Below are 15,916 nucleotides of genomic sequence, written 5' to 3' on the forward strand. Positions count from 1 at the left end.
TCGCCATTCACAGTCTGCTCAAAAGGAAGGTTGATGAATACGAACGTCCATTCCCGCGCCATCTCCACGCGGGGAATTTCGCGCCGTGCGCTGCTGCGCGCGGCAGGCGCCGCAGGCCTTGCGGCGCCGCTGGGCATGCTGGGCTCGCGCGTGCTGGCCGCCAACGCCGCACCGCGCACGTTCAAGATCGCATGGAGCCAGACCGCAGTCTGCCAATCGCCCGTGTCGGTGGCGCTGGAGCGCGGCTTCTTCGACAAGTACAACCTCAAGGTCGAACGCATCAACTTCAGCGGCTCCACCGACCAGCTGCTGGAGGCGATCGCCACCGGCCACGCCGATGGCGGCATCGGCATGGCGCTGCGTTGGTTGAAGCCGCTGGAGCAGGGCTTCGACGTCAAGCTGGCGGTGGGCACGCATGGCGGCTGCATGCGCTTGCTGACGGCGCAGGATTCGCCGATCAAGAGCGTCAACGACCTGAAGGGACGCCGCGTGGCCGTGTCGGACCAGGCCAGTCCGGTGAAGAACTTCTTCGCGATCCGCGTGGCGCAGCTGGGTATCGATCCCGAATCCGTGGACTGGCGCCAGTACCCGCAGGACCTGTTCGGCGAAGTCCTGCGCAAGGGCGAGGTCGACGCCATTGCGGGTGACGATCCGCTGATCTACACGCTGCGCGAGGACAACAAGCTGCGAGAGATCGCCACCAACATCGAGGGCGATTACGAGAACCGAACCTGCTGCGTGCTGGGCCTGCGCGGCGATCTGGTGCGCAAGGATCCAGAGGCCGCCGCGGCCATTGCGCGTGCGGTGATCGACGCGCAGCGCTGGACGGCTTCCAACCCGGACGAGACCGCGCGCATCTTCGCGCCGTATGTGCCCGGCAAGGTGCCGGCCGAACGCGTGGCCGCGATCCTGCGCAGCCATAGCCATGGCCATGCCTCGACGGGCGCCGCGTTGCGCGAAGAGATCGTGGGCTACGCCCGGGACCTGAAGACGATCAAGGTGCTGAGCGCGGGCCTGGACGTCAACAAATACGCGCAAGTGGTGGTGCCCAATGTCCTCGGCTGACGTATTGCACGCCCCGGCCGCGGGCGTGAATCCGCCCGCGCGCGACTGGCGCTTGTGGAAAACCGGTATCGCCGCCGCCGCGCTGTGGGCGGGCGTGGGCGGCGTGACGCTGGCATGGCCGAACGTCGAGGTGGGCTTCTCGTCCTGGGGCTACACGCGCGAATTCGGCGCGGCGGCCTTGGCGCTGGCGTTGCTGCTGTTACTGGCGGCGGCGCCGGGGGCGGGGCAGTTGCGCGCCGTGCGCGCCTTGCACCGCGCCGGCCCCTGGCTCGCGGCCCTGGCCGTGGCGGTGGGCGCCTGGGAGATCGCGACGGCCAAGCTGGCGCTGCTGCCCAGCCCGTTCTTCGCGCCGCCGCAGTCGCTGATCGAAGTCTACGTCTCCGACTACAAGCGGCTGGCCGACAGTCTGGCGAATTCGCTTTGGCTGCTGGCCAACGGCTTTCTGCTGGGCGCGGCCGCGGGTTTCCTGACCGGGGTCGCGATCGGCTGGTCGCGCGGCCTGGGCTATTGGGTGCATCCGGTGCTGCGCTTCCTGGGGCCGGTGCCTTCCACGGCCTTGCTGCCTATGGCGTTCTTCTTCTTTCCGTCGAGCTGGTCGGCAGCGGTCTTCCTGATCGCCCTGGCCACCTGGTTTCCGGTCACGGTGCTGACCTGGTCGGGCGTGGCGGGCGTCAACCGGGCCTACTACGACGTGGCGCGCACCATGGGCGCCAATGAGTGGTTCCTGGTGCTGCGCGTGGCGATTCCGGCGGCCTTGCCGCAGGTCTTCGTGGGCCTGTTCATGGGCCTGGGCGCCTCGTTCTCGGTGCTGGTGGCGGCCGAGATGATGGGCGTGAAGTCCGGGCTGGGCTGGTACCTGTCATGGGCCCAGGGCTGGGCGTCCTACGCCAACATGTACGGCGCGCTGATCGTGATGGCGCTGGTGTTCTCGGGCCTCATCACCTTGCTGTTCCTGGGGCGCGACCGCCTCCTGGCCTGGCAGAAGGGAGTCGTGAAATGGTAGCGGCAGCGGTGCCTGACAAGCGGGATGCGGCCGGCGCCGCATTGGCCGTGCGCGGCGTGAACCATCACTTCGACCTGGACGGCGCGCAACTGCCGGTGCTGGACGGCATAGACCTGGACGTGAAGCCGGGCGAGTTCGTGGCCCTGCTGGGACCCAGCGGCTGCGGCAAGTCCACGCTGCTGCGCCTGGTGGCGGGCCTGGAGCCGCCAGCCGCGGGCGGCCTGCTGGCGGACGGCGAGCCGATCACGGGGCCTTCGCCTTCGCGCATCGTGGTGTTCCAGGACCCCACGCTATATCCGTGGCGCACGGTCTGGGACAACGTGGCCCTGGGACTGCAGGCGCGCGGGCTGTTGAAGACGCAGCGCAGCCGGGTGGACGAGGCCTTGCAGCGCGTGGGCCTGAAGGCGTTCAGCCAGGCCTATCCGCATCAGCTGTCCGGCGGCATGGCGCAGCGCGCCGCGCTGGCGCGGGCGCTGGTCAACGATCCGCGCATCCTGATCCTGGACGAGCCGCTGGGCAAGCTGGACTCGCTGACCCGCATCGCCATGCAGTCCGAACTGGTGGACCTGTGGCAACGCGAAGGCTACACGGCCTTGCTGGTCACGCACGATGTGGAGGAGGCGCTGTTCATGGCCACGCGCATCGTGGTGCTGAGCGAGCGGCCGGCGCGGATCAAGGACGAAATCGTCAACGACCTGCCGTACCCCAGGCATCGCGGCGATCCGCGCCTGGCCGCGTTGCGCCATCGCGCGCTGGCCTTGTTGGGGCTGGATGCGACGTGGTGAGCATCGTGCAACGCCGGCCGGCGGATGCCGCTGGCGCGGCGCGGTGGGCCCGGCGGCGCATGGCGGCGCTGTTGACGGTCGGCTTGGCCGCATTGGCGTTGGCCCTGGGCGCCGCGGTCTGGCGCTCGCTGGGCCAGGCCCCGGCATTGGCGTATTGGCCATTCGCGTGGCGCTACGACCCGGACCTGCCCGTCAGCCCGCACACGTGGCGCCAGCTTTGGCTGGCGCTGGCGCAGTCGGCGGCGGCGCTGGCGTTGCTATGCGGCGCGCTGTTCGCCAAGCGCCGCCGGCTGGCATGGCTGGGCGCCGCCGTCGCGCTGGCGCTGCTGACTGACTGGCCGAACCCGCGGATGTTGCTGGTCGAGGCGCACAGTTCTTCCTATCAGCGGTCGCCGTTGCCGTTTTCCGATGCCAATCTGTTGCAGGGCGGACGGCTGTACCAGGCGCATTGCGCCGCATGCCACGGCGCGGCGGCAGATGGGCGGGGCGAGCGCGCCGCCAGCCTGCCGGTGTGGCCCAGCGTGCTGGGACCGGCCCTGTTCCAGAACAGGCTCGAAGGCGAGCTGCACTGGCGCATCGCGCAGGGCGGCCAGGAACCGGCGGCCAACCCCGCAATGCCGGCGTTTGGCGCAATGCTGAACACGGAAGAGATCTGGCAGGTGCTGGACTATCTGCGCCTGCGGGCCTATGGCGTCAGCGGCGGCAGCGGCATGCCGGCGGTCGCCGCACCCGTCGTGGCGCTTGCCTGCCGCGACGGCCGGGCGACGCGGCTGAGCGGTTTGCGCGGCTTGCCCCTGCGTGTGATGGCCTACGCGCAGGGCGCGGCCGAGGAACCGCAGGATCCACGCCTGCTCACCGTGGCGCTGACGCGTGGCCACACACAGCGCGTAGACGCGGATTGCGTGGCGGCAGGCGTAGAGGCCTGGAACGCCTATGCGCTGGCAGCCGGCGTGTCTCCTGACGAGCTGGCGGGCGCGCAGTTCATGGTCGACCGCCAGGGCTGGCTGCGCGCGCGCCGCCTGCCAGGCGCGGCTCCGGCGTGGACCAGCGCGGACGATGTCTGTGGGCCGGGAGGACGGATGGAGGGAGCGACGGCCCGCGGGCTGGGCCAACTATTGCAGGCGATGGATCGTGCGCCCATCGCCATTCCGGATATGCGCCGCGAACATTGACTGCGGCGCTTGCCCAAGCACATATCAACCCCAAGCGAGGTCTGCAACATGAGTACGTTGAACGAATACCTGGGCCAGAAACGCGAGGCCGTGCTGGCGCGCAACGCGCGCGATCCGCACACCGTGACGCCGGTGAAATTGCGCGCACAGGTCAGCGCCGAAGGCCGCAGCGGCGTGCGCCGCATCCGGATCCGAGATCACCAGGTGGTCAGCGACAGTCCCGCGGATTTCGCGGGCTATGACCTGGGACCGAGTTCGCCCGAGCTGCTGCTGGGATCGCTGGGCAGTTGCCTGACGCATATCTTCCTGATCAAGGCTGCCGAGCTCGAATTGCCGCTGGAGTCGCTGCAGGTGGAGATCGAAGGCGACCTGGACCCGCGCGGCGGCAAGCCGGGCTATGAGCAGGTGCCATTCTTTCCGCACAACATCCGCTATACCGCGCACATCGTGTCGCCGGCCGACGAGAGCGCGGTGCGCGCCGTGCATGAGGCGGTGGAGCAATGGTGCCCGATCCTGAACCTGCTCAAGCAGCCGCAGCCGCTGGAAGGCCGCGTGCAGCACACCCGCTCGGCGGCGCAATAAGCAAAGGCCTCAAGTCAGCGTGCTGCGCATCAGGATCTCGGTCAGCGCGCGCGTGGGCTTGTTGGGCGCGGGCGCCGAGATCACGATGAATTCCACCTGCGGCAGCGCGGGCAGTTGCGCGGCGCCTGCTGGCGCGGCAAGGCCGAGCGTGGACAGGTGCGAAGGCTGCACCGTGATGCCCAGGCCGGCGCGGGCTGCCGCCTGGCAGCCCGCATAGCTGGTGCTGGTGCAGACGATCTGCCAACTGCGGCCGGCGCGGGCCAGCGCGTCCAGCGTCAGGCCGCGGGTCACGCTGGGTTCGCGCAGCAGGATCAGCGGCAGCGGTTCGTCCGGCGCCACCCGCAGGCCTTCCTTGGCCTGCCACAGCAGGGCTTCCTTGTGCAGGGTCTGGCCGCGGCGGTCGCCCTTGCGGCGCTTGCCTATCATGACGTCCAGGCCGTTGTCGTCCAGCAGCTTGTAGAGCTCGCTGGTGACGCCGATGGTCAGGTCCAGTTCGACCTCCGGGTGGGCCAGCCGGAAGGCGGCCAGCACGTCGGGCAGAGGTCCCATTGCCAGATCGTCCGAGGTGCCCAGGCGCACGCGCCCACGCAGGCGCGGCGCGTCGAACAGGCGCTCGGCCCGCTCGTGCGCGTCCAGGATGATCTGCGCATGCACCAGCAGGCTGCGGCCGTCGCTGGTGAGCGCGAGCGAATGCGTGTCGCGCTGGAACAGACGCCGGTTCAAGGCCTGTTCCAGCTGGCGGATGTGTTCGCTGACCGTGGGCTGGGTCAGGCCCAGGCGCCGGGCGGTCTCGGTGAAGCTGGGCGCGGCGGCGGCCGCGGCGAAGGTCTTGAGCCACAAGGGATTGAGCATGGCGGCCTGGTCATAGGAAAGTCCGATGACAGTTAAAGTACCCAGTGGGCTTCACGATGGCAAGCGCCGTGCCTATAGTTTCCGCAATCCCTACGGAAATCTTTGCCATGCGCCGCTTCCTGCCCGACCAATTCACGCTCATCCTGATCGCCACGGTGGTCTTCGCCAGCTTTTTCCCTGCCGTGGGCAAGGGCGCGGCGTTCATGACCGTGGCCAGCAACATCGCCATTTCGCTGCTGTTCTTTCTGCACGGCGCCAGGCTGTCGACGGACGCCATCGTGGCTGGCGTGAAGGACGTGCGCCTGCACGCGCTGATCCTGGCTTGCACCTTCCTGCTGTTTCCGGCGCTGGGGCTGGGCCTGCGGGCGCTGTTTCCCGGCCTGTTGACGCCTTCGCTGTGGCTGGGCGTGCTGTTCGTCTGCACCCTGTCTTCCACCGTGCAGTCGTCTATCGCCTTCACCTCCATGGCGCGCGGCAACGTACCGGGCGCGATCTGCGCGGCCACGGCTTCCAACCTGCTGGGCACCGTGCTGACGCCGCTGCTGGTGGCGGTGCTGCTGCACCGCCAGGGCGGAGGCCACGGGCTGGCCGACGCCGGCCGCATCCTGCTGCAGCTGCTGCTGCCGTTCGCGGTGGGCAGCCTGCTGCGGCCCTGGATCGGCGCCTGGGCCCAGCGCAACAACCGCACGCTGTCGAAAGTGGACCGCAGCTCCATCCTGCTGGCCGTCTACACGGCGTTCAGCGAGGCGGTGGCGCAGGGTATCTGGCACGCGTTCCCGGCCATCGACCTGGCGTCCATGGTGCTGGTGAACGCCTTGCTGCTGGGAACGGTGCTGCTGGTCACGACCTGGGGCAGCCGCAAGCTGGGGCTGTCCAAGGAAAACGAGATCACGCTGGTGTTCTGCGGCTCGAAGAAGTCGCTGGCCTCGGGCATTCCGCTGGCCACGGTGCTGTTCGGCACCTCGCAGATGGGCGTGGTGGTGCTCCCGCTGATGATCTTCCACCAGATGCAGCTGATGGTCTGCGCGGTGCTGGCGCGCCGCTACGCGGAGCGGCAGGCGCCGGCTGAAGCGGCGGCGGCGCGGGCTTGAAGTCTCTTGCTTGAGCGTAGCCCCCTAGGCGGGCGTATCTTCCAAAGGGCGGATCTTGCCGGCCGGCTGCCAGTAGACCGCGCCCTCGCGTTCCTCGACCGTCAGCACGGTCAGGCGGCCGTTCTTACAGGGGCCGCCCACGCATAGCCCGGTGTCCGGCTGGTAGGTGGCGCCGTGGCGCGCGCACATGATCAGGTCGCCGGCGCGGGTGAAGAAGCTGCCTTCCCAATCCAGTTCCACGCCCACGTGGGCGCAGCGGTTCAGATAGCCGTGCACGCGGTCGTGGTAGCGCACGAAGAAGGCCGTGGTGCGGCCGGCGGCATCTGACACGGGGATCTTCACGCCGAGGCCGCCGTTGGCGAGGTCGGAGGAAGCGCAGACGCGGACGGCGGGGACGGGGGCTGAATCCTGCATGGTGGGCCTGGAAATCAAAGGGTGCGATGTTCGGACAGGGGCGCGGGCTTGTCAATCCGGCGAGCCGGTCAGGGCGCTTTGCTGCTGACGGGCCCACATGCCGGCGTAGATGCCGTCCTGCGCCAGCAGTTGGGCATGGCGGCCGCGCTCGACGATGCGGCCTTCGGCCAGCACGATGATCTCGTCCGCGTCCGCCACGGTGGACAGGCGGTGGGCGATGATCAGCGTGCTGCGGCCCTGGCTGACTTCGCGCAGATTGGCCTGGATTTCGCGTTCGGTGTGGGTGTCCAGAGCGCTGGTGGCTTCGTCGAACAGGAAGATGGGCGGGTTCTTCAGGATGGTCCGGGCGATCGCCACGCGCTGCTTCTCGCCGCCGGACAGCTTCAACCCGCGTTCGCCCACCATGGTCTGGTAGCCGTCCGGCATGGCCATGATCAGATCGTGGATGTGGGCCAGGCGCGCCGCCGCCTGGATCTCTTCCTCGCTGGCGCCGGGGCGGCCGTAACCGATGTTGTAGAGGATGGTGTCATTGAACAGCACGGTGTCCTGCGGCACGACGCCGATCGCGGCGCGCAGGCTGGACTGCGTCACGTTGCGCACGTCCTGGCCGTCGATGAGGATCGCGCCGCCGTCGGCGTCGTAGAAGCGGAACAGCAGGCGCGCGATGGTCGATTTCCCGGCGCCGGACGTACCGACGACGGCCACGGTCCTGCCGGCGGGGATGGTGAAGCTGACGCCCTTCAGGATGGGGCGGCGCGCGTCGTAGCCGAAATGCACGTCGCGGAACTCCACCGCGCCGCCCGCCACGCGCAGGGGCTGGGCATCGGGCCGGTCGGCCACCTCGCGGTCCTGTCCCAGCAGTTCGAACATGCGCTCCATGTCGATGATGGCCTGCTTGATTTCGCGGTAGACGAAGCCGAAGAAGCTCAGCGGCTGGTACAGCTGCAGCAGGTAGGTGTTGACCAGCACGAAATCGCCCAGCGTGTAGCGGCCTTCGGCGATGCCGGTGGCGGCCATCCACATGACCAGGGTCAGGCCCACCGAGATGATGGCGGCCTGGCCGATGTTGAGGATGGACAGGCTGACCTGGCTGCGCACGGCGGCGCGTTCATAGCGCTTTAGCGACGCGTCGTAGCGGCGCGCTTCGTGTTCCTCGTTGCCGAAGTATTTGACCGTTTCGTAGTTCAGCAGGCTCTCGATGGCTTTGGTGTTGGCCTCGGAGTCGGTTTCGTTCATCTGGCGCCGGAACTTGGCACGCCATTCCGTGACCAGCAGCGTGTACGCCATGTACAGCGTGACGGTGGCGCCCGTGGCCAGCGCCAGCCAGATGTCGAACATCTTCCACAGCACCACGCAGACCAGCCCGATTTCGAAGAAGGTCGGCAGGATGCTGAAAAGCAGGAACGACAGCAGGGTCTGGATGCCCTTGGTGCCGCGCTCGATGGCGCGGTTCAGGCCGCCGGTCTGGCGCGTCAGGTGAAAGCGCAGCGCCAGCGCATGCAGGTGGCGAAAGACCTGCAGGCCAACCGCGCGGATGGCGTGCTGCCCGACGCGCGCGAAGATGGCGTCGCGCAGTTCCGAGAACAGCAGCGAAAGCACCCGGGCCGTGCCATAGGCCAGGATCAGGCCCAGCGGCACGGTGACGGAACCCGGGGCGCCCTGGCCCAGCTCGTCGATGGCGTGCTTGTACAGCAGGGGGACATAGACCGTGGCCACCTTGGCCGCGAACAGGCACAGCAGGGCCGCGATCACCCGCGTTTTCAGGCCCGTCTCGCCGGGCGGCCAGAGATAGGGAAAGAGCGTGCGCAGGGTGGAAAAGCCGCCGCGGCGCGCGGGCCGCGTGTCAGGAGCGTTCATGGTCTTGGGGGGATGCATGGGCCGTCGGGCCGTCGGAAGCGCATTATCGGCCACAGGCTGCAATTCTGTCGCAGCACCGCGCCCAGGGGCGGAAACGCCTGCTTTGGCAGAGGGGATTCAGGGATTTTGCGGCTCTGGGGGTAATATCGGCCTCACGACCCCTGGGATGTTTAGACCTCTCCCGGGGGTTTTCAATCCGGCATGGTGACTCGGGCGCAGCCTGGCGGGCCCGTTCTTTACTGTCTCAACCAAGGATGAAGCCTGGCTGCCCCTTGGTTGCGCGACCCGGCGCATATTCGCCGCGCGGACGTCGCGTCGCAAGCTACGGAGGGTCTTATGGCGAAAGTACCGGCAATGCAATTGAACGACGGCGGCAAGATTCCCCAGCTGGGCCTGGGCGTCTGGCAGGTGCCGAACGATCAGGCCGCCGCAAGCGTGAAAGAGGCGCTGGCGGCAGGCTACCGCTCGGTGGACACTGCGGCCATCTACGGCAACGAGGCTGGCGTGGGCGCGGGCTTGCGCGCGGCCGGCGTGGCGCGCAAGGATCTGTACGTCACGACCAAGCTCTGGAACGACAGGCACGGCTACGACGAGGCCCATAAGGCCATGGACGAGAGCCTCGAAAAGCTGGGCCTGGCTTACGTGGACCTGTACCTGATCCACTGGCCCGTGGCCGGCAGCACGAAGTTCCTGGACGCCTGGAAGGCCATGGTCGAAATGAAGGAAGACGGCCGCGCGCGCTCGATCGGCGTGTCCAACTTCACCCAGGCCAACCTGGAGCGGCTGCTCGACGCGTCCGGCGTGACGCCGGCCGTGAACCAGGTCGAACTGCACCCAGGCTTCACGCAGCAGGCGCTGCGGGCCTTCCACGCCAAGCACGGCATCGCGACGGAGTCATGGAGCCCCTTGGCCCAGGGCGGCGTGGCCAAGGACAAGGTCATCCTGGAGCTGGCCAGGAAGCACGGCAAGTCGCCCGCCCAGGTGACGCTGCGCTGGCATCTGCAGCACGATCTGATCGTGATCCCGAAGTCGGTGACGCCCGCCCGCATCCGCGAGAACATCGACGTCTTTGACTTCGAGCTGTCGGCGGCCGACATGGCCGCCATCGACGGCATCAAGGAAGGCGCGCGCCTGGGGCCGGACCCCGAGACCTTCGGCAAATAATGCCGCACGCCGGCACGGAACTGGCGGTCGCGCCTAGCGCTGCAGCGGGAATACCCAGTAGCGCACGATGACCGCCAGCAGGATGGCCAGGGCGATCCAGGACGCCCAGTGCCAGCCTCCCGTGCCCAGCAACGCGGCCAGCAGGCCGAACACGCTGAGCACGCCCAGCAGGATCGGCGCGCCCCAGACAAACATGAAACCACGGGCCGTCTTGCTCATGCGGGAGTCCTTTTCGGGATGGCGGCGGCCTGGTGCTTGCGCACGAGTTCGGCGATGCGCGCCTCGGTGGCGCGGCGGCGGGCCAGCCAGAGATAGAGGCCGCTGACCAGCACGATGATGGTAATGACGTCCAGCAGCGCCCAGATGATCTTCAGCGGCATGCCGCCGTAATCGCCGAAATGCAGCGGCCGCGACAGTTCCAGCGCGGTCAGGTACCAGGGCATCTTGGCCACGGTGGTCAGTTCGCCGGTCTTGCCGTCCACCAGCACAGGCGTGTTCAGCTTGGAGGTGAGCGGCGTGTCGCCGCGCATCCAGGTGATGTAGTGGTGGGGACTGCCGAAGGCATTGCCGGGAAAGGCGATGAACGACACCTCGTTGCCGGGCAGGGCCTTCCTGGCCGTGTCGGCGGCGCCCTGGGCCGAGGCCAGCTCGGTGGGTACGTTCTGGCCCTTGTAGGGTTCCAGGATGCGCACCAGTTCGGTGGACTGCCACAGGCGGAACAGCGGCGTGGAGAGTTCGTTGATCACGCCGGTCACGCCCACCACGAAGGCCCAGACCAGCGTCACGATGCCCAGCAGGTTATGCAGATCCAGCCACTTCAGGCGCGTGGAGCGGGAGGCGCGCACCGTGCCGAATTCCAGCTTTTTCATGAAGGGGCCGTAGAGCACCACGCCGGACACGATTGCGACGCAGAACAGCAGCCCCATGAATCCCAGGAACAACTCGCCGGGCAGGCCCGCGAACAGGTCCACGTGCAGCGCCAGCATGATGCCCATGAAGGAAAACTTGTCCTCCGTGTACAGCGGACCGTCCAGCAGCACGTCGCCGGTGCGCGCGTCCATGCGCACGGCGTGGCCGGACACCTGGCCGTCGCCGGGCGTTTTCGCCATGCCCACATAGACCTGAGGTTCGTCGGGATCGAAGAACAGATAGTCGACGACCTCGCCCGGATACATGGCGCGGGCGCTGTCGACCAGCTTGTCCAGGTTGGCGCGCGGGGTCGAGGCAGGGACGTCGGACAACGGCTTGCCGTCGTCGAGCCAGTGTTCGATCTCGTGGTGGAACACCAGCGGCAAGCCGGTAAGACAGATGACGAGCAGGAAGATCGTGCAGACCAGGCTGGTCCATTTATGGACCAGATACCAGGTTTTGATGGTGGACGCGGCAGTCATGGGGGAGGGCGGGGCCCTTGCAGGCGCGGATTGGGGAAAACTGAATATTATCGCGAATAATATCGATTCTCGTAACCAAATTTTGACCACGGCGCGGCAAAGGGGGACAGGCGGAGCGGCGTGAAAGCGGGTTAAAAAGAGGGATCGAGCATCAACCAGTGGTAGCCCCCGGATCATCATGGAGCAGCGTTTTCTCAAAGTCCCGCGCAACGAGCTAGGCCGCGATTTCGCGGTGGGCGATCTGCATGGGCATTTTTCCCGCCTGCAGGAAAGCCTGGACGAGCTGGGCTTCGACCCGTCCCGGGACCGCCTGTTTTCGGTCGGCGACCTGGTGGACCGGGGGCCGGAAAGCGAGGCCGCGCTGGAGTGGCTGGCGCGGCCGTGGTTTCACGCGGTTCAGGGCAATCACGAGGATTACGCGATCCGCCACGTGCGCACGGGGCAGGTGGACGTGGATAACTGGCGCGGCTATGGCGGCGGCTGGTTCCTGGACCTGCCTTCTGATCGCCAGCAGGTCTTTGCCGAGGCTTTCGCGCAATTGCCCATCGCCATCGAGGTCGAAACCCTGGACGGCGCCGTGGGGCTGCTGCACGCGGATTGCCCGGTGCTGTTCTGGCCGCGGCTGGAATCCGCCTTGCAGGACCGCTACCGGCGCACCAGCGCCGCCTGCCAGTGGTCGCGCGACCGCCTGCGGCAGATGGACCGCACCGGCATCCGCGGGGTGCGGGCAGTGGTGGCCGGGCACACGCCGGTGCCGGCGCCGCTGCTGCTGGGCAACGTCTACCACATCGATACCGAGGGCTGGAAATCCGGCTACTTCACCTTCCTGGACCTGGAATCCCTGCGGGCCTGGCCACGCGAGGTCGTGACCGAACTCGCGGAGCAGGAATAGCCAGGCCTGGATTCCCGGCGGCTGTCGCCGGCCGCGGTCAGAGCGGCCGGGCGGCCACCGGTCCGGCGCCGCTGACGGCGCTGGCGCGGGCGGGCGTGTCGGCGTCCACGGGCGGCACGGGGATGGGCGGGATGGCAGGCGGCGCGTTGCCTGCCGGCGCGCCGCCCGCTGGGGCCACGGGAACGGGCAGGGCCACCGGCGGTTGGGCCGGACTGCTTTGCGGCATTGCGCCGCCGCCGGGCGGCAGGGGTTTGACCGAGGTGTCCACGCCGTCCGTCGAACGGTTGTTGTTCAGGAAATCGGTCAACGCGTCGCCCGAGGACAGGTCCAGCGAGGCCACGGCCTGGCCCGGCGGGAATTCCGAGAAATAGTATTCGCCGTTGTCCACGATCAGGCCGTCCGGCCGCGGCGCGGGCTTGGCCTCGGGCACGCCTTTCAAGGCCGGCTGCATGTAGTCCAGCCAGGTGCTCAGGGCCAGGCCGCTGCCGAATTCGTTGGTGCCCAGCGACTTGGGCTGGTCAAAGCCCATCCAGACGGTGGTGGCCAGGCTGGGCGTGAAGCCCGAGAACCACACGTCCACGGCCTCGTTGGTGGTGCCGGTCTTGCCGCCGATGTCGTTGCGCTTGAGCACTTGGTGCGCGCGGGCGGCGGTGCCGCTGACCGTGACGCCGCGCAGGATGTCGTCCATGACCCAGGCGGTGCGGGGATCGATGGCGCGCGCCAGGGCGTCGCTGGCGACGACAGGCTGGGCCTGCATCAGCACGTTGCCCGAGCGGTCGGTGACGCGGTCCACCAGATACGGGGTGACGCGGTAGCCGCCGTTGGCGAACACGCTGTAGCCGTTGACCACTTGCAGCGGCGTGGCGCCGCCCGCGCCCAGCGCCAGCGGCAGCACGGCCGGCCAACGCGACTTGTCGAAGCCGAAGCGGGTCAGGTAGTCCTGCGCATATTGCGGCGAGATGGCCTGCAGGATGCGGATCGACACCATGTTCTTGGACCGCATGAGGCCCTGGCGCAGCGTCAGCATGGGCTCGTACTTGTTGCCGTCGTTCTTGGGCTGCCAGGCCTTGGAGCCGGTCTGCTCCGCGGTCAGCATGAAGGGCTGGTCGGAGATCTGCGTGGCCGGGGTCAGGCCGCGTTCCAGCGCCGCCGCGTAGACGAAGGGCTTGATGTTGGAGCCGGGCTGGCGCCAGGCCTGCGTCACGCGGTTGAAGCCGCCGCGGTTGTAGTCGAAGCCGCCGATCATGGCGCGGATGGCGCCGTCCTGCGGCACCATCGAGACCAGCGCCGCCTGCAGCGTCGGCATGTTGATGATTTCCCAGCTGTCGCCGTTCTTGTGGATGTAGACGACCGAGCCGCGGCGCAGCCGCTGGCTGTCGCTGGCCTTGGGGTTGAGCGCGCGCGCCACCACTGCCAGCGCCTTCTTGTCGCTGATGGTGATGATGTCGCGCGCGCTGCGCGCCAGCGTCACTTCGGTGGGGCTGGCGGCCAGCACCACGGCGGTCAGCAGATCTTCGCTGTCAGGCGTCTTTTCCTGCACGCCGTCGAGGATTTCATCCAGCGCGGCCGGGTCCTTTTCGACGCCCTCGGGCAGGTCGATCTGGTCCTCGGGGCCCGGATACACGGCGCGGCGCGTGTAGTCCAGCACGCCGTCGCGCACGGCGCGGTAGGCGGCTTCCTGGTCCTTGGAATCGATGGTGGTGTAGACGTCGATGCCCTTGGTGTAGGTCTGTTCCTGGAACACGCCGTACATGAGCTGGCGCGCCAGTTCGGCCGGGTAGTCGCCGTGGATTGCGAAGCCGCGCGCGCTGGCGCCGTCCGCGCCGCGAATCGTCAGGCGCTGCTTGAGCGCCTCGTCGGCCTGTTCGGGCGTGAGATAGCCCAGCGTCTTCATGCGGCCCAGCACGTAGTGCTGACGGATCTCGGCGCGCGGGAAATTGGTGATGGGGTTGAAGCGCGATGGGGCCTTGGGGATGCCGGCGAGCATGGCGGCCTCGGCCGGCGTGACTTCCGACAGGGGCTTGCCCAGATAGGTGCGCGAGGCGGCCGCGAAACCATAGGCGCGGTGGCCCAGGTAGATCTGGTTCATGTAGAGCTCAAGGATCTGGTCCTTGGAGAGCTCGGATTCGATCTTGAACGTCAGCAGCAATTCATAGAACTTGCGCGAATAGGTCTTTTCCGACGACAGGTAGAAATTGCGCGCCACCTGCATCGTGATGGTGCTGCCGCCCTGGCTCTTGGAGCCCTTGACGAGGTTGGTCACGACCGCGCGCGCCACCCCCATCCAGTCGACGCCGCCGTGGCTGTAGAAGCGGTCGTCCTCGGCTGCCAGCACCGCCTGGCGCATCACGGGCGGGATCTCGTCAAAGCGCAGCACGTTGCGGTGCTCTTCGCCGTACTCGCCGATCAGGACCTTGTCCGCCGTATAGATGCGCAGCGGCACCCGCGGACGGTAGTCCGTCATGGCGTGCAGGTCGGGCAGGCTGGGCCAGGCCAGGGCCAGCGCCAGGCCGAGCGCGATGCCGCCGCACACGGCGACGCCGCCGGCGGCTACGCCCGCCTTGACGAGAATGCGTTTCCAGGGGAGGCCCGGTTTGCCGCCCGGGGTGGCGGAGGATTGCTGGGGGGTGCTCATTGCAGGCGATTCTAGGGCAGAACACGATGGACCGCCCAGAGGGTCATAAGGTTTCAGTAACTAAACATGAATTGCGTCGCGAGTGACGGCAAATCCGGTTGCAGGCGTCAGCCATTGTTCAGGTAGCGTTGGGGCGGCGCGCCCAGCGCACGGTGGAACATGGCCGAGAAGGCGCTGGCGCTGCGGTAGCCCAGGTCAGCGGCGATGCGCGCGACCGGCACGCCCTGCGACAGCCGGCACACCGCCTCGGCCAGCCGGACCTGCTGGACCCACTGCCGGTAGTTCAGCCCCAGTTCGGCCTGGAACAGGCGGATCAGCGTGCGGGCGCTGGCGCCGACTTCGTCGCCCCAGTCCTCGATGCCGCGCTGCAGCCCCGGATCGTCCAGGATCGCCGCGCAGATGGTCTGCAGACGCCGGTCGCGCGGCCAGGGGATCTGTAGCGGCGCGACGCGTGCGGCGGCCAGCTCGGAAAGCAGCAGGGCGGCGACCTGCCCGGCGCGGCCGTCCAGCGGATAGTCGATGGGTTCGGCGGTCAGCGCCAGGATCAGCTCTCGCAGCAAGCCGCCGACCTCGACCACCTGGCATTGCGGCCAGTAGCCGCGGGCGGTCTCGGCTTCGAGATAGAGCGAACGCATGGACACCGCGCCCACCATGTCCACGCCATGCGGCACGCCCGCCGGCACCCACAGCGCGCGCAGCGGCGGCAGGGCCCAGAAGCCGCTGGGCGTGGTGACGCGCATGACGCCTTCGACCGCGTAGACCAGTTGCGCGCGCGGATGCGAGTGGGTGCCCGTGCGGGTGCCTGGCAGGAATTCCTTGGCCATGGCCGTCACGGCGCGCGGCCGGTGCTGGTAGTCCTGCGGATTGACGCTGCGGGCGGGGTCGGGCAAAAGGAGTCGGGCGGGCATGCGTGTCACTTCCGGCATAAGGATGAGTTGGGCGGCTCAGGGGTGGTTTGCGTATTTTGTCACCATATTTTGTCACTTGAGCGACGAAAATTGGCAGATCGGTTC

General features: G+C 68.0%; 15 protein-coding genes. 8 read left to right on the forward strand and 7 right to left on the reverse strand.

Annotated features, from left to right (window positions below; all coding sequences use genetic code 11):
• The first annotated feature begins 33 nt into the window (after positions 1-33).
• The 5 genes from IB268_RS27010 to IB268_RS27030 are packed head-to-tail and all read left to right on the forward strand — an operon-like array spanning position 34 to position 4,607.
• The gene (locus tag IB268_RS27010; protein ID WP_054458216.1) at positions 34-1,065 is read left to right on the forward strand and encodes an ABC transporter substrate-binding protein; all 1,032 of its coding nucleotides are present in this window, start codon (positions 34-36) and stop codon (positions 1,063-1,065) included.
• Positions 1,052-2,068 (forward strand): ABC transporter permease, encoded by a 1,017-nt coding sequence (locus IB268_RS27015; protein ID WP_054458215.1) that lies wholly within the window; start codon positions 1,052-1,054, stop codon positions 2,066-2,068. Before IB268_RS27010 ends, IB268_RS27015 begins: the two co-directional genes overlap by 14 nt.
• Positions 2,062-2,853 (forward strand): ABC transporter ATP-binding protein, encoded by a 792-nt coding sequence (locus IB268_RS27020; RefSeq protein WP_119451643.1) that lies wholly within the window; start codon positions 2,062-2,064, stop codon positions 2,851-2,853. The genes IB268_RS27015 and IB268_RS27020 overlap by 7 nt, the downstream gene beginning before the upstream one ends.
• Positions 2,850-4,025: a c-type cytochrome gene (locus IB268_RS27025; RefSeq protein ID WP_244958707.1), complete on the forward strand. Its 1,176-nt coding sequence runs from the start codon at positions 2,850-2,852 to the stop codon at positions 4,023-4,025. Before IB268_RS27020 ends, IB268_RS27025 begins: the two co-directional genes overlap by 4 nt.
• A gap of 48 nt (positions 4,026-4,073) precedes the next feature.
• Positions 4,074-4,607, forward strand: coding sequence for an OsmC family protein (locus IB268_RS27030; RefSeq protein ID WP_054458213.1), 534 nt, complete (start codon positions 4,074-4,076; stop codon positions 4,605-4,607).
• Positions 4,608-4,616: 9 nt separating this feature from the next.
• Here the strand turns inward: IB268_RS27030 and IB268_RS27035 are convergent, their stop codons facing one another.
• Entirely contained in the window at positions 4,617-5,459 is an 843-nt protein-coding gene (locus IB268_RS27035; protein WP_054458212.1) for a LysR family transcriptional regulator, read from the reverse strand.
• Between the two features lie 107 nt (positions 5,460-5,566).
• Between IB268_RS27035 and IB268_RS27040 the strand changes: the two genes are divergently transcribed.
• Positions 5,567-6,550, forward strand: a complete 984-nt coding sequence (locus IB268_RS27040; protein ID WP_054458211.1) for a bile acid:sodium symporter family protein — start codon at positions 5,567-5,569, stop codon at positions 6,548-6,550.
• Positions 6,551-6,574: 24 nt separating this feature from the next.
• On the opposite strand, the gene IB268_RS27045 is transcribed toward IB268_RS27040, so the two are convergent.
• Together IB268_RS27045 and IB268_RS27050 are read right to left on the reverse strand one after the other, a co-directional pair.
• Positions 6,575-6,964 carry a Rieske (2Fe-2S) protein gene (locus tag IB268_RS27045; RefSeq protein WP_192355097.1) on the reverse strand — a complete coding sequence of 130 codons (390 nt, stop codon included), beginning with the start codon at positions 6,962-6,964 and terminating at the stop codon, positions 6,575-6,577.
• A gap of 51 nt (positions 6,965-7,015) precedes the next feature.
• A complete protein-coding gene (locus IB268_RS27050; protein WP_192353209.1) occupies positions 7,016-8,821 on the reverse strand; it encodes an ABC transporter ATP-binding protein/permease in 1,806 nt (601 codons plus the stop codon).
• Between the two features lie 336 nt (positions 8,822-9,157).
• Here IB268_RS27050 and IB268_RS27055 point away from each other — a divergent pair, with 336 nt between their 5' ends.
• On the forward strand, positions 9,158-9,985 hold the full coding sequence (locus tag IB268_RS27055; RefSeq protein WP_054458209.1) for an aldo/keto reductase: 828 nt from the start codon (positions 9,158-9,160) through the stop codon (positions 9,983-9,985).
• 33 nt (positions 9,986-10,018) lie between these two features.
• Here IB268_RS27055 and IB268_RS27060 read toward each other — a convergent pair whose 3' ends face one another.
• Positions 10,019-10,204, reverse strand: coding sequence for a hypothetical protein (locus tag IB268_RS27060; RefSeq protein ID WP_054458208.1), 186 nt, complete (start codon positions 10,202-10,204; stop codon positions 10,019-10,021).
• Positions 10,201-11,376, reverse strand: a complete 1,176-nt coding sequence (locus IB268_RS27065) for a PepSY domain-containing protein (protein ID WP_054458207.1) — start codon at positions 11,374-11,376, stop codon at positions 10,201-10,203. Before IB268_RS27065 ends, IB268_RS27060 begins: the two co-directional genes overlap by 4 nt.
• Positions 11,377-11,554: 178 nt before the next feature.
• Here IB268_RS27065 and IB268_RS27070 point away from each other — a divergent pair, with 178 nt between their 5' ends.
• On the forward strand, positions 11,555-12,268 hold the full coding sequence (locus IB268_RS27070) for a metallophosphoesterase (protein ID WP_054458206.1): 714 nt from the start codon (positions 11,555-11,557) through the stop codon (positions 12,266-12,268).
• Between the two features lie 37 nt (positions 12,269-12,305).
• Here the strand turns inward: IB268_RS27070 and IB268_RS27075 are convergent, their stop codons facing one another.
• The gene (locus IB268_RS27075; protein ID WP_192355098.1) at positions 12,306-14,903 is read right to left on the reverse strand and encodes a penicillin-binding protein 1A; all 2,598 of its coding nucleotides are present in this window, start codon (positions 14,901-14,903) and stop codon (positions 12,306-12,308) included.
• Between the two features lie 107 nt (positions 14,904-15,010).
• Positions 15,011-15,811, reverse strand: coding sequence for a helix-turn-helix domain-containing protein (locus tag IB268_RS27080; RefSeq protein ID WP_054458295.1), 801 nt, complete (start codon positions 15,809-15,811; stop codon positions 15,011-15,013).
• Positions 15,812-15,916 lie beyond the last annotated feature (105 nt).

It is taken from the genome of Achromobacter sp. ACM01, from assembly GCF_014851745.1.
GTDB lineage: Bacteria > Pseudomonadota > Gammaproteobacteria > Burkholderiales > Burkholderiaceae_B > Achromobacter > Achromobacter aegrifaciens.